General features: G+C 41.5%; 12 protein-coding genes and 1 tRNA gene. 5 read left to right on the forward strand and 8 right to left on the reverse strand.

Annotated features, from left to right (window positions below):
* Nucleotides 1-169: 169 nt before the first annotated feature.
* From buk to ACZOVS_RS03475, 4 genes are read right to left on the reverse strand one after another with little or no spacing between them, the layout of a single operon-like run.
* Nucleotides 170-1,243, reverse strand: coding sequence for a butyrate kinase (gene buk / locus ACZOVS_RS03460; protein ID WP_483995832.1), 1,074 nt, complete (start codon nt 1,241-1,243; stop codon nt 170-172).
* Between the two features lie 31 nt (nt 1,244-1,274).
* Nucleotides 1,275-2,177, reverse strand: coding sequence for a phosphate acyltransferase (locus ACZOVS_RS03465; RefSeq protein ID WP_483995833.1), 903 nt, complete (start codon nt 2,175-2,177; stop codon nt 1,275-1,277).
* Between the two features lie 29 nt (nt 2,178-2,206).
* A complete protein-coding gene (locus ACZOVS_RS03470; protein WP_483995834.1) occupies nt 2,207-3,349 on the reverse strand; it encodes an acyl-CoA dehydrogenase family protein in 1,143 nt (380 codons plus the stop codon).
* Nucleotides 3,350-3,360: 11 nt separating this feature from the next.
* Nucleotides 3,361-5,316: an acetyl/propionyl/methylcrotonyl-CoA carboxylase subunit alpha gene (locus ACZOVS_RS03475; RefSeq protein ID WP_483995835.1), complete on the reverse strand. Its 1,956-nt coding sequence runs from the start codon at nt 5,314-5,316 to the stop codon at nt 3,361-3,363.
* A 267-nt stretch (nt 5,317-5,583) separates the two neighbouring features.
* On the opposite strand from ACZOVS_RS03475, the gene ACZOVS_RS03480 reads away from it, so the two are divergent.
* Nucleotides 5,584-6,405 carry a DNA/RNA non-specific endonuclease gene (locus tag ACZOVS_RS03480; RefSeq protein ID WP_483995836.1) on the forward strand — a complete coding sequence of 274 codons (822 nt, stop codon included), beginning with the start codon at nt 5,584-5,586 and terminating at the stop codon, nt 6,403-6,405.
* 265 nt (nt 6,406-6,670) lie between these two features.
* Here ACZOVS_RS03480 and ACZOVS_RS03485 read toward each other — a convergent pair whose 3' ends face one another.
* The 4 genes from ACZOVS_RS03485 to ACZOVS_RS03500 form a co-directional block, all read right to left on the reverse strand.
* The gene (locus ACZOVS_RS03485) at nt 6,671-7,459 is read right to left on the reverse strand and encodes an enoyl-CoA hydratase-related protein (protein WP_483995837.1); all 789 of its coding nucleotides are present in this window, start codon (nt 7,457-7,459) and stop codon (nt 6,671-6,673) included.
* Between the two features lie 17 nt (nt 7,460-7,476).
* Complete coding sequence (locus ACZOVS_RS03490) at nt 7,477-9,084, reverse strand: carboxyl transferase domain-containing protein (RefSeq protein WP_483995838.1); 1,608 nt, start codon at nt 9,082-9,084, stop codon at nt 7,477-7,479.
* A 44-nt stretch (nt 9,085-9,128) separates the two neighbouring features.
* The gene (gene rlmN, locus ACZOVS_RS03495; protein WP_483995839.1) at nt 9,129-10,148 is read right to left on the reverse strand and encodes a dual-specificity RNA methyltransferase RlmN; all 1,020 of its coding nucleotides are present in this window, start codon (nt 10,146-10,148) and stop codon (nt 9,129-9,131) included.
* A 201-nt stretch (nt 10,149-10,349) separates the two neighbouring features.
* A tRNA-Leu gene (locus ACZOVS_RS03500) sits at nt 10,350-10,433 on the reverse strand.
* Nucleotides 10,434-10,863: 430 nt separating this feature from the next.
* Between ACZOVS_RS03500 and ACZOVS_RS03505 the strand changes: the two genes are divergently transcribed.
* From ACZOVS_RS03505 to ACZOVS_RS03520, 4 genes are all read left to right on the forward strand, one after another.
* Nucleotides 10,864-11,805, forward strand: coding sequence for a ribose-phosphate pyrophosphokinase (locus ACZOVS_RS03505; protein WP_483995840.1), 942 nt, complete (start codon nt 10,864-10,866; stop codon nt 11,803-11,805).
* 22 nt (nt 11,806-11,827) lie between these two features.
* The gene (locus ACZOVS_RS03510; RefSeq protein WP_483995841.1) at nt 11,828-12,457 is read left to right on the forward strand and encodes a 50S ribosomal protein L25; all 630 of its coding nucleotides are present in this window, start codon (nt 11,828-11,830) and stop codon (nt 12,455-12,457) included.
* 77 nt (nt 12,458-12,534) lie between these two features.
* Entirely contained in the window at nt 12,535-13,098 is a 564-nt protein-coding gene (gene pth, locus ACZOVS_RS03515) for an aminoacyl-tRNA hydrolase (protein ID WP_483995842.1), read from the forward strand.
* A 1-nt stretch (nt 13,099) separates the two neighbouring features.
* The gene (locus ACZOVS_RS03520; protein WP_483995843.1) at nt 13,100-13,804 is read left to right on the forward strand and encodes an SIR2 family NAD-dependent protein deacylase; all 705 of its coding nucleotides are present in this window, start codon (nt 13,100-13,102) and stop codon (nt 13,802-13,804) included.
* Nucleotides 13,805-14,077 lie beyond the last annotated feature (273 nt).

Here is a 14,077-nt window from a genome sequence, read left to right on the forward strand (position 1 = left end):
AATTTATATATAAAAAATTGCAAATCATGTAAAAATTTTCAATGACGATAATTCTTTTGATACGATTATGGAGGTTATGTAAATGCCAGCCCATATTAGGGGAGTAACAAAAAGTTGTCACTTCTCTCCATTGCAAAGAGAAGTGACAACACAAATTATGAATGATTATTTATAAATAAATCTTAGGTTCTGTTTCACCATTGAGAACCATCAAGCCATTAAGGGCAAGAGCCATCATCTCATCCTCACCGGGATAGACATAAAATGGAGCCACTTTGGCGAAATAATCCTGCAATATGGAGCAGAATTGTTTGTCGTAAGCCATACCACCTGTCACTAATATTCCGTCCAAATCCATCTTAAAGACTGCCACTGCGAGGGCGCCCACTTCTTTAGCAATCTGATATGCCATGGCACGATAAACGAGTTCCCATTCCTTGTTACCGGCCTTTACTTCCTGCTCAACCTTCAAGGCGTCATTAGTGCCGAGATATGCCACAAAACCGCCCTCACCTTTCAACATCTTATCGATATCTTTTTTAGTATATTTCCCGCTGAAGCAAGCATCCATGAGAGGACCTGCCGGCAGCGAGCCGGAACGTTCCGGAGTGAATGGACCATCACCATTGAGAGCATTGTTGGTATCGACAACACGACCTTTTTTATGAGCTGAAACCGAGATACCACCGCCAAGATGTATGCATATCAGGTTGAGGTCTTCATATTTCTTACCCATATTAGCTGCATGTTGACGCGAAATAATCTTCTGATTGAGAGCATGGAAGATAGAATAACGCGGAAACAGAGGATGCCCGGAGAAACGCGCCAACTCGTCCATCTCATCGACGACAACAGGGTCGGCGATATATGCCTTTATATTCAACGATTTAGCTATATCGTTTGCAATAAGACCTCCGAGATTGGACGCATGATCGCCCAAAGGACTGTTAACAAGGTCTCTTATCATAGCATCATTGACCTCATAGACACCGGAAGTGATAGGTCTCAGCAAACCGCCACGACCCATGACAATGTCCAACTCTGAAAGGTCTATGTTTTCATTTTTCAACTCATTTACAATGACATCCTTACGAAATGTCATCTGATCACTGACTTTCTCAAAACGAGCCAGATCTTCGACTTGATGTTTTATATTTTTCTTAAAGACACATTCTTTGTCATTAAATATGGCAACTTTAGTCGAGGTCGAACCTGGATTAATAGCCAATATTTTAAAACTCATATTTACAAATTTTAGTTATACAATTCATTTATCATGCCAACATAGCTGCGAGAGCTATTGAATATAATTTCGTCTTAGATGTATCGCCACGTGAAGAGAGAACACAAGGCACTTTAGCGCCCATCACCATGGCACCTATCTCTGAATGGTCGAATTTGGTACAACATTTATAGAAGACGTTGGCACTCTCTATGTTAGGGAAGAGCAGGCAGTCGGCATCACCTGCCACCGGACTTTTAAGACCTTTTATGGCAACTGCTTCAGCATCTATAGCGAGGTCCAATGACAGAGGACCGTCAGCTATACAGCCTTTTATCTGTCCGCGGTCAACCATTTTTGCAATGATAGCAGCATCTACACAAGCCTGCATGCCGGCGCTCATCTGCTCAGTAGCAGCGATAAAAGCCACCTTGGGAGTAGCTATACCCAAAGCCTTGGCAGTGGTGGTGATATATTTCAATATCGTTTGTTTCTGTTTGAGATCCGGAGCCGGAATAATAGCACAATCACTGGCTATCAACAACTTATGATAGTTAGGATTTTCCATTACTGCTATATGGGCCAATGTCACATTAGGAGGGCACAGTCCGCGTTCTTTATTGAGGATGGCACGCATATACTTATCGGTAGGAAGCAAGCCTTTCATCAAAATATCGCCTTCCCCGCTGTTGATGATGTCGCAAGCCTTGGCTGCAGCCTTGACATCTTCCGGTTCATGAACGATTTTAAACTTCTTCATATCAATATTCTCAGAAGCACAAATCTTTGCGATGACAGCCTCGTCACCTACCAAAGTAGCATCGATAAGACCATGGTCCACGGCATTACTCACAGCGCAAATGGTATGATCATCATTAGCATAAGCTGCCACCAAACGTTTTTTAGGACGGTTGCGCAGCACTTCAAACATCTGTTCAAGTTTTCTAATTTCCATAACTAATATTTTTTAATATTACTAAACCATTAACATCCAACATATCTTGATATCACAAGACGAAGTATCTCTGAGGTACCTTCGCCAATCTGCAATATTCTCTGGTCACGATAAAAACGTTCCATGTCGAAGTCTTTAAGAAGTCCATGTCCTCCCATCACCTGTACAGCGTTGTCACACACCTCCGCTGCCACTTGTGAGCAATACAGTTTTACCATGGCAGCCTCTTTACCAAAAGGCAGATGCAAGTCTTTCATGCGGCATGCTTTATATAGCAAGCCACGCGCCGCCTCTATCTTCGTAGCCATATCGGCAAGCATGAAGCTGACAGCCTGGAACTTGCATATCGGCTTGCCAAACTGTTCTCTCTCCTTGGAATATGCCAAAGCCATCTCAAAAGCGCCCTGTGCACAACCGAGTCCCATGGCACCTATAGACAGACGTCCGGAGTCCAAGGTGGCAAGCATGATATGAGAGCCTTGTCCTCTCGCACCGAGCATATTGGCATTGTCTAATTGTACATTATTGAATATCAATTCTCCGGTATTGGAAGCGCGCCACATCATCTTGCGATTCACAGGCTTCTGTGTGAAACCTTCAGTGTCGTTTTCTATAAGAAAAGTAGTAAATTCCGGCTTGCCATTGACTTCACCAGAGATTGTCTGTATGGTGCTTCCTAAAGATATCGAGGTCGCACTATTTGTAATAAACATCTTGGAACCGTTGACTATCCATTTGCCATCGACGAAGCGGGCACATGTCTTTGTTCCTCTCGAATCAGAACCGGCAGTAGCCTCAGTAAGACCGAAACCCCATAAACGATCGCTGCACAGACGCGGCAAATATCTCATTTTCTGTTCTTCCGTGCCATAATCATTGATAGGTCCTATACCCAAAGAGTTATGCGCCGCTATTGTCGCAGCTGTAGAACCATCGACACGAGCAAGTTCCTCTACAGCAATGATATAAGACAATACATCCAACCCATGCCCGCCATAATCTTCCGATATGCACATCCCTAACAGTCCCAACTTCGACATTTTAAGGGTAAGGTCAACATCGAAAATCTCGTTTTCATCGTTATAGGAAGCAACAGGCTTCACCTCTCTCTCGGCAAATTCCCGTACCTTGGCACGCAACTCCTGTTGTTCTTTTGTCAAACCGAAATCCATATCATATATATTTATATCAAATCAATCAAAAGTGTTTTAGCATCTACCTTATCACCTTCACAAACATAAATTCTGTTGACTTTAGCATCAGTAGCTGCCACTATGTTATTTTCCATTTTCATCGCTTCCACTACACATAATACTGTTCCATTAGTAACTGTATCACCCTCCTTAACATTGATTTTCATTACATTGCCAGGCATCGGAGAATAAAAACACATATTGTCAGGCAACTTATCCTGGTGAGAATAATCTATAGATTCGTTAAGTTGGTCATCACGGCGACATATAAAATCAAGTCCTTTAAAATGAACACAATAGTCATGACTTGGCGTCTCCGAGACGAAAAGCGATTCGGTACGACCGTTGACAAGCACCTTGTCAGCAGCAGCAAGATATACCTCGCAACAGACATCATCGACACTGCATTTCAACATGTTGCGATTCAACTTTTTAATCTCCACATTAAACCGGTAACCATCCACTTCGACTATAAGATTCATACGAAATCTCCAATAGCCTATCTCTTTCCAAACATTGTCTATTTCTTTATTTTCAAGAAAATATATGTTAAGATTATGGAACAGGAACAGAGCTGCCACGTCATGTTTTCTCACTGCATCACGTTTATTCTGCATGGCATTCATCAGAACATCATGATGTTTTTTGCAATAAGAAGTATCTATTCTGTTATCTATGAAATCTTTTTCTTCTATGACACACTGAAGATAAGGTATATTGGATTTATCTGTATGTACTATATAATTACCGAGAGCATCACGCATTATCTCAATAGCATCGGCTCTCGTTTTGCCATGACAGATGAGTTTGCTTATCATAGGGTCGTAACATTCCGATATGACACATTGACCATCTATGCCGCTATCGATACGCACACCTCTTTGGCGAGGTTCATGATATAATGTCAGTTTTGAAGGAGCCGGCAGGAATCCGTTCTGAGGGTCTTCGGCATATATCCTGCATTCCATGGCATGACCTTTTGCAGTTACAGATTCTTGTGTATAACCCATCACCTTGCCTCGTGCTATCCTTATCTGTTCTTCCACAATGTCAATACCCGTACGTTGTTCAGTAACAGGATGTTCCACCTGGATACGGGTATTCATCTCGAGAAAATAAAAGTTCATGTCATTATCCACAAGGAACTCCACCGTACCGGCATTGGTATAACCAATACTTTTGCAAAGTCTCACGGCAGTATCGCATAACTCATGACGACACTGTTCCGACAATGAAGGAGACGGCGACTCTTCAATAATTTTCTGGTAACGGCGTTGCACTGAACATTCACGTTCAAACAGGTGTATCACATTGCCAAATTTGTCAGCAAGTATCTGAACCTCAATATGGCGCGGATTTTCCAAATATTTCTCCACATACACCTCTCCATTGGCGAAATAGTTCTCTGCCTCGCGGGAAGCCTGAAGCAAAGAGGAAAGCAACTCGTCTTCATTCTCCACAATGTGCATGCCTTTACCGCCGCCACCGGCAGCAGCCTTGATAAGTACCGGATAAGGCATGTCAGTAGCCGCTGCCGCTATTTCCTCAATGATACCGGTCATACCGAAAACCACAGGTATGCCATTCTCGACAGCTATACGACGCGCCTCTTTCTTATTGCCCATCAAACGCATGACATCAGCATCCGGTCCTATAAAAATAATATTGTTGGCGACACAAGCCTCCACGAAATCAGGATTCTCCGACAAAAAACCATAACCGGGATGTATGGCATCGACGCCGGTATCCAAGGCTACATCGATAATTTTCTGAATATCGAGATATGTATCTTTTACCGTACCATTGCCCAAAGAACGCACTTCATCAGCCATGCGGCAATGTAACGACATTCTGTCATCATCGGCACATACAGCAACAGAAGATATACCTAACTTCTTCAACGTCCGCATGATACGTACCGCTATCTCGCCACGATTGGCTACCAATATTTTATTTATTTTTTTTGAAGGCATATTTAAATCAAAGCGCAAAAATATTAAATCTTTCTTTTTCCCGCAAGTTTTTGCACACCTATTCAACATTTTATGACTCTTTACCTAATAAAATTAAGCTTTCTACATAAATATCATGATTTTTTTAGAAAACGAAACATCGTAAACATCGAAAACATGAAATCCACAATATATTTATGATTTTTTTCATATCTTTGCATTGTAATAAATAATTTTCTATTTAATTATAATCACTTTTTCATGAAAAGAAAAAACAGAAAGAAAGGATTCAGCCTTTCAAAATATATCGTCATAGTATTGGTTGCATTATGTCATCTGTTCATTTACAATTACATAATACAGCCACAAAAAGATAAAAAACACGACATAGACGAGCCACCCGCCACCTTGAAGGGTCGTAATGAATTGATAATAAAACATATTGGATATATCACCAACTACAATCCAGATTGGAAAATACCCAACTGGGTAGCCTACGAACTTACAGATGTAGAAGTCAACGGCATCATACCGAGAGCCAAACACTTTGTGCCGGACCCCGAAGTACCTGAACATTTATCCGCCACTACCAATGATTACAGAAATTCCGGCTGGGACAGAGGACACATGGCTCCCGCGGCAGACATGAAATGGTCGGAGACAGCAATGAAAGAATCGTTCTACCTTTCCAATATATGCCCACAAAATCAGAAACTTAACAGTGGCATCTGGAAAGACCTGGAAGAACATGTGAGACAACTTGCATTGGAAAAAGGTTCTATCTATGTCATTTGCGGACCGATAGTATCCGACAATCACAAGAGCATTGGCGACAACAAGGTGGCAGTTCCAGATTTTTTCTTCAAAGTCCTGATGCAGAACAATAATGGCGAAATGTATGCAATAGCATTTCTGTTTCCTAACAAAGCTACCGACAATCCGCTTATGACCTACGCTCTCACTGTAGATGAATTGGAAGACATTACCGACATGGACTTCTTCCCGACATTGCCGGACAAGGTAGAAAAGAAAATGGAAAGTGAAATAGATCTCAGCTTGTGGAGCATACGACGTCCCAAATAACATTCTTGAAATTGTTATTATTCATTGTTATTTGGATAAAATCATTACATGAATGTATCTATAAGATTATTATTAAAAACACAAATATTATATTATCAACATGTTTTTGAGGCATCATTATGGCATCTCAATAACATTACCGGAACATTGAATAACTTATTCTTAAAAACCATGGCGATATTCTTTTGCATCAAAAACATATCCGATACGATTATTTTTAAATAATAATCATCAAATATTCAAATATCATATATGAGGTCAGACATTATTGCGGGCACCAATAGGGTTTTCTTTTTTCAAGAAATGATGTCAGACCTTCCTGTCCGTCATCAGACATTCTTTCGCGAGCTATAATAACAGCAGTTTCTTCGAACGCCGACATATCGGTATCGGTGCCATTGACTTTTTCAATAAGATATTTGCAATCTTGTAGAGCATGTGGAGATGCCTCGAGGAAATGTTTTATGTAAAAATCCATACGTTCATTCACCTCATTCAAGTCACCAACGAAAGTGACAAGACCATAACGAAGAGCCTCATCGGCAGAAAATATGCGACCGGAAAGCATTAAATCCCGAGCTGTCGCAACGCCGCAACGCCGCAACACGAAGGGCGATATTGTAGCCGGTGTGATGCCGAGGCGTACCTCTGAAAATGCAAATCGAGTATCTCTCACAGCGAGCACTATGTCGGAAGCCGCCGTTATGCCGTTGCCACCGCCTATCACAGCACCATGCACCATGCTTATTATTGGCTTCTTACAATAATAAATTTTCTGAAAAAGAGAAGAAAGACGACGTGCATCATCCAGATTTCTATCATAATCATATTCTCCTATCCTTTTCATATATTGTATGTCGGCACCGGCACAGAACGTCTTGCCGTTACCGCATATCTCAATCACTCTGATATCATCGCGGCAATCCAACCATTCGACAGCCTCGGTAAGTTCTGTAATCATCTTCTCATTCAAGGCATTACGCACATCAGGACGATTAAGGGCTATACGTGCCACATTTTTCTCTATGCCTATCTGTATAGTTGTAAAATCCATATCGAAACAATTAAATGTCACATTCTAAATACTCCGAAGTGCTGCTGTGGGAACTGTCTGTTCAGTGAAGCCGCTATTCCTATGGCGAGAATCTTACGGGTATCGACAGGGTCTATTATGCCGTCGTCCCACAGACGTGCAGTGCTATAGAATGCAGAACCCTCATAGTCATATTTTGACAATATATCTTTTTTCAATTTCAATATCTCGTCTTCAGGCACCGGCAAGCCTTTATATTTATATTGGTCTTCCTTCACGGTAGCGAGAACGTTGGCAGCCTGTTCTCCGCCCATGACGGAGATCTTGGCATTAGGCCACATAAAGAGCAGACGCGGGCTGTAAGCACGTCCAGCCATGCCATAATTACCTGCGCCGAACGAGCCACCGAATATCACGGTGAATTTGGGCACATTGGCATTGCTCACGGCATGCACCATCTTGGCTCCATCTTTTGCTATGCCTCCCCATTCATACTGTTTTCCCACCATGAAACCCGTGATGTTCTGCAAAAACACCAATGGTATGTTTCTTTGACAGCATAACTCTATGAAATGCGTGGCTTTGAGGGCAGACTCGGAAAACAACACGCCGAAGTTGGCTATTATACCTACCGGGAAACCCATGATATGGGCGAAACCACATACTATGGTAGTAGCATACCGAGCCTTAAACTCCTGAAAACGGCTGCCATCAACGATACGCATTATCACCTCGCGAGGGTCCACTATCTTGCGAAAATCTATTGGAGCTATGCCATACAACTCTTCAGGGTCGTATAATGGCTCTTCAGGATGCAACATGTCGAGACTCTGTTTCTGAGGTTTTTGCAAGGTCTTGAAGATGTTACGGCATATCTGCATGGCGTGGGTGTCGTTCTCAGCGAGGTGGTCGGCGACGCCGCTGACGGAGGTATGCATCTCGGCACCACCCAACTCCTCGGCAGTGACTATTTCACCTATTGCCGCTTTGACGAGAGGCGGACCTCCAAGATAAATGGTACCTTGATTTCTGACTATTATTGTCTCGTCGCTCATTGCCGGGACGTATGCGCCACCGGCGGTACACATGCCCATCACTATGGCAATCTGCGGTATTCCCATGGCTGACATACGAGCCTGATTATAGAAAAAACGCCCGAAATGGTCTCTATCGGCAAACACTGTATCCTGTTCCGGCAAGAAGGCACCACCGCTGTCAACCATATAAACACATGGCAGGTTGTTGTCCATGGCTATCTCCTGTGCACGAAGGTGTTTCTTTACGGTATATTGCATATATGTACCGCCCTTCACAGTGGCGTCATTGGCGACGATGATGGTCTCTCTGCCTTGTATCACTCCAATACCTGTGACAATTCCGGCTGAAGGGAAATCGTTGTTATAGGTGTCGTAGGCTGCCATGGGCGACAACTCAAGGAAGGGAGTGTTTTTGTCGATAAGCATATTGATACGCTCTCTTGCAAGCAACTTGTTTCTCTTTTTATGTTTGGCGACGGCAGCCTCTCCACCGCCCTGCATACTAATGGACATGGCATCGCGATAGCGTGACAACAGTTCCGAATATGCTTTCTTATTATCTTGAAACTCAGCACTTCCTGTGTTAATCTGTGATTTTAATGTCTGCAAAACCGTATATTTTTAGTTATATAAACACTCTGAACGTCTTAATGTTACAACTGCATCTCATTACGAGTCGATAGAAGACCGCAAGCAGCATCTATATCCTGCCCGCGTGAAGCTCTTATGGTAGCTATGATGCCTTTGTCGTTGAGTTTATCTCTGAACTGCACCATATCTTTGTCTGAAGGGCTCTGCAACGACACCCCCGGAACCGAATGGAATCGTATCAGATTGACACGGCAGCGCATGCTTCCCAACAAACGAGCAAGCTCACGTACATGGTCTTTAGTATCGTTAAGTCCTTTAAAAACAATATATTCGAAAGACAATCTCCTTTGTCCGCTCCAGTCATATTGACGTAAGGCATGTATCACCTCAGAGATAGGATATGCTGCCTCCACCGGCATCAACGACAAACGTTCGTCATGGAAAGGACTGTGCATGCTGACTGCGAGGTTACACTTGGATTCTTTCATGAAACGCTTCATAAAAGGTATCACTCCTACTGTAGAGACAGTGAAACGTGTGGGACTCATGGCAAGACCCCATTCTGATGTCATTATCTCAAGACAACGCATCACGGCATCGTAGTTGTCCATAGGCTCTCCCATACCCATAAAAACGAAATTTGTAAGATTCTCGAACTCTGGAAGTGAAAGAATCTGATTAATTATATCGCCGGCACTCAGTTGGGTCTGAAATCCCTGTTTACCGGTCTGACAGAACTCACATCCCATTTTGCAACCCACCTGAGAAGAAACACAAAGCGTGGCACGGTCTCTGTCAGGTATATACGCAGTCTCTACATAGCCATCTTTGACATGAAAAAGATATTTTTTTGTGCCATCATTTGACACCTGTACCTTTATAGGAGAATGAAACCCTGTATCATAATTGTCATTCAACAGTTGACGTGTAGCCTTCGAGAGATTCGTCATATCATCAAAGTTACGACAACGTTTTTTATACAACCATTCCACTAACTGATTAGCAGTGAACTTGGGTAAATCGTGTTTCTGCACCAACTGTTTCATCTCATCGAAAGAAAGTCCTAACAAAGAATTGTCCATATATGTATCTCTAATATTACAATATATCTTCATCATCAAACATATGCCATGAGGGCATACATTGTCATTTTGCAAAGATAAAAAATAAACCAACCAATAGAAAAAAATAATTTCAAGTGCAATTAAAATAAAAAATGGTAATTATAAACTGCCCAAAATAAAAAACCTGTCAGTCGTATTGTCAACTAACAGGTTTTCTTGTACCCAGGGCCGGGATCGAACCGGCACGAGTATTACCTCATCGGTTTTTGAGACCGACGCGTCTACCAATTCCGCCACCTAGGCATTACTTTCAATGAACCTTTGCGACTGCAAAATTACTAATTTTTTTTAATATACAAATATTTTTTCACTTTTTTCCCACCTTAACACAACATATTTTACATGTCTCTTATTATCAATATCATACAAACATTACATCATTTTTATCATTGTTGAAGAACAACAATGATAAATCACAACAACACTAAGGCTTCATCATTAATCCCGAAATCTTTTAGTTAAAAATCATCTTTTTTATTCAATTGTTTTTATGTAAATATAATAACAAAAATATGAAACACAACACGTATTTAATATATCATATTGATTATCAACACTATTTTTTTAATAAACATATTATTCAAAATAGATAAAAACAGAGACAAAAAAATTTTTACAACATAAAAAAATGTCTTATTTTTGCGGCAAAATTGTAACAGACAACATCATTGTTATGCAAGAACCTATTGTAACGATATTTTCAGGCAGAGCCACAAGATATTTAGCAGAAAAGATTGCCGGATATTATGGCAAACCTCTTGGACAGTCGAGTGTTTTGGAGTTCTCTGACGGTGAGTTCCAGCCGAGTTTCGATGAAAACATCAGAGGAAGGGATGTGTTTTTGATCCAATCGACATTTCCTCCCACAGAAAACCTTATGGAACTGTTATTGATGATAGATGCCGCAAAACGTGCATCAGCGCGCAGGATAGTCGCCATCATTCCTTACTTCGGATTCGCACGTCAAGACAGAAAAGACCGTCCACGTATCAGTATAGCCTCTAAGTTGATTGCCAACTTATTGACCACTGCCGGTGTGACAAGAGTCATCACTTTGGACATTCATGCCGACCAGATACAGGGATTCTTCGACATTCCTGTCGATAACGTCTTTGCCTCGAAAATATTCGTTCCTTACATAGAAAGTCTTAAACTGCCGGATCTCATCATGGCATCACCCGACGCCGGCGGCACACGCCGCGCTGCATCGTACGCCAAGATGCTCAACACGGTATTCTGTATTTGTCACAAACAGCGTTCCAAACCGAACGCCATAGAACAAATGTTGCTCATAGGCGATGTAAAAGACCGTGATGTTATTCTGATAGACGACATCATCGATACTGCCGGCACCATCACAAGGGCAGGTCAGCTCTTGAAAGACAACGGAGCAAGAAGCGTACGCGCTTTCGCTACACATCCTATCTTTTCAGGCAACGCCATGGAGAAAATAGAAAACTCCGTATTCGACGAAGTCGTCGTCACCGACACCATACCGCTGAAAGACCCGTGCAGCAAAATACATGTGTTGTCAACAGCAGAACTTTTTGCCGAAGTGGTAAAACGTGTCGAAAATTATGAATCCATTAGTTCTTTGTTTAACAAGACTAAATAATAATCAACTAAAATTTTAAATCATGAAAACAGTATCATTGAGTGGTTCTCTCCGCGAGAACGTAGGGAAAAAAGATGCTAAGAAACTGCGCAAAGAGGGCTTGGTGCCCTGTGTACTCCTCGGTGCCGGTGAAGAAATGGAATTTGACTGTGGTAAAGGAAGAAAACATTTGACCTACAAAGGGAAACAACTGAGATTCTATACCGATGCCAAAAATTTCAAACATATTCTCTTCACACCCGAGACTTTTGTCATTGATTTCAACATAGATGGCAAAGTTTATCATACTATTCTTCAAGAGGTTCAGTATCATCCTGTTAATGATGAGGTGCTGCATGCCGACTTCCTCGCCATCAACGAAGAAAAACCTATCACAGTATTGCTTCCGGTACGTACTGAAGGAACATCTCCTGGCGTAATGCGTGGTGGTAAACTGAATCACAACATCTCCAAATTGAAAGTATCAGGTTTTGTCAACGACCTTCCTGATTCAATCATTCTCGATATCAGCAAATTGAACCTTAACCAGTCAATAAAAGTAAAAGACTTGGATATCCCGAATGTTACACCTATGATAGCCCCCAATACCATCATAGTAGATGTTAAGATGGCTCGTGGAGCATCTGTCTCTGAAGAAACAGAAGAGGAATAATCGTTTAGTTATACATAACTTTAGCCTTCCTTAGGGGAGGCTTTTTTTGTCCTTTATATTTTTTATATCTTTGCACTATGAAATATCTAATTGCTTGTCTCGGTAACATAGGTCAGGAATATGCCCAAACAAGGCATAACATTGGTTTCATGATAGCTGACAGAATGGCGAAGGAATTCGATGTACAATTCACCACGTCACGTTTTGCCATGATATCGGAGATGCGTTTCAAAGGACGTGTCATGCTTGTCATAAAACCCACTACTTATATGAACCTCAGCGGAAAAGCGGTACGATATTGGATGACACAGGAAAAAATACCGTTAGAAAATATTTTAGTGGTACTCGACGAGATAGCTTTGCCTCTCGGCACCTTACGTATGAAGAAGAAAGGCAGCGATGCCGGACACAACGGATTATCTGACATTATTAACTCCTTGGGAACCAATAATTTCTGTCGTCTGCGCTTTGGAATAGGCAATGATTTCCCATACGGAAAACAAATAGATTATGTAATAGGACAATGGAAAGCGTCGGAAATGACAGTGGTGGAACAACGTTTAGATATTGCAGTAGAGATGATAAAAAGTTTTGTCACTCAAGGTGCTGACTTCACTATGAACCAATATAATAACAAATAACATGAAAAAAGTCGTGATTTTAACAGGTGCCGGTATGAGTGCTGAGAGTGGAATAAGCACTTTTCGCGATGCCGGAGGATTATGGGAACAATATCCGGTGGAACAGGTCGCAACGCCGGAAGGTTATGAAGCAAACCCAAAACTCGTAATAGACTTCTATAACGCAAGAAGAAAACAGCTGCTTGAAGTTAAGCCCAATGAAGGTCATGAACTTGTGGCATCATTAGAAAAAATGTTCGACGTGACTGTGATTACACAAAATGTTGACAACCTGCATGAGAGGGCCGGAAGTTCCAATGTGCTGCATCTACATGGGGAATTGACAAAAGTATGCTCCTCGTTCAATCCCAATGACCCACGCTATATAATTGAGCTGCAACCGGATAATTATGAGGTAAAGATAGGCGACAAGGCCGGAGACGGCAGTCAACTACGACCTTACATAGTATGGTTCGGCGAAGCCGTGCCCAATATGACAAAAGCTGTCGATTATGCATCAAAAGCCGATATCTTCATTATTATAGGCACCTCTCTTAACGTCTATCCGGCTGCCGGACTGATTCATTATGTCCCAAACAAAGCCAAAATATTCCTGATCGACCCCAAACCGGTAAATATCAACAGAAGTATTGACATTACCGTTATTAATAAGGGTGCTTCGGAAGGAATGAGAGAACTCACGGAGATATTGAAAGATATGGCGTGATTCACTGTAACAATGATTAATTCAATAACATACGTGTATATTGTAATTTAATTAAAGTTTCTGACTCATTTAACAACACGAAAGCAGTTGATACAATCCTTTTCCTTCTTTGATTATCTTTTCAATGATTTCGTATCTTTGCTCTTGTGTGAAATTCATGTTTTGTTTTTTTAAATTTAACTACTACAAAAATATTAAACTTTGAATTTTACACACTTTTTGGGACAGTATCGAAAGTATCCAATTTTCCAATTCCTCAAACAAGCGACAATC

Source organism: Candidatus Limimorpha avicola, assembly GCF_056978975.1.

What these genes read in the sequence shown, in the direction of transcription:
- buk (WP_483995832.1), bottom strand. Translation starts at nt 1,243, where the DNA reads ATGAGTTTTAAAATATTGGCTATTAATCCAGGTTCGACCTCGACTAAA.
- ACZOVS_RS03465 (WP_483995833.1), bottom strand. Translation starts at nt 2,177, where the DNA reads ATGGAAATTAGAAAACTTGAACAGATGTTTGAAGTGCTGCGCAACCGT.
- ACZOVS_RS03470 (WP_483995834.1), bottom strand. Translation starts at nt 3,349, where the DNA reads ATGGATTTCGGTTTGACAAAAGAACAACAGGAGTTGCGTGCCAAGGTA.
- ACZOVS_RS03480 (WP_483995836.1), top strand. Translation starts at nt 5,584, where the DNA reads ATGAAAAGAAAAAACAGAAAGAAAGGATTCAGCCTTTCAAAATATATC.
- ACZOVS_RS03485 (WP_483995837.1), bottom strand. Translation starts at nt 7,459, where the DNA reads ATGGATTTTACAACTATACAGATAGGCATAGAGAAAAATGTGGCACGT.
- rlmN (WP_483995839.1), bottom strand. Translation starts at nt 10,148, where the DNA reads ATGGACAATTCTTTGTTAGGACTTTCTTTCGATGAGATGAAACAGTTG.
- ACZOVS_RS03505 (WP_483995840.1), top strand. Translation starts at nt 10,864, where the DNA reads ATGCAAGAACCTATTGTAACGATATTTTCAGGCAGAGCCACAAGATAT.
- ACZOVS_RS03510 (WP_483995841.1), top strand. Translation starts at nt 11,828, where the DNA reads ATGAAAACAGTATCATTGAGTGGTTCTCTCCGCGAGAACGTAGGGAAA.
- pth (WP_483995842.1), top strand. Translation starts at nt 12,535, where the DNA reads ATGAAATATCTAATTGCTTGTCTCGGTAACATAGGTCAGGAATATGCC.
- ACZOVS_RS03520 (WP_483995843.1), top strand. Translation starts at nt 13,100, where the DNA reads ATGAAAAAAGTCGTGATTTTAACAGGTGCCGGTATGAGTGCTGAGAGT.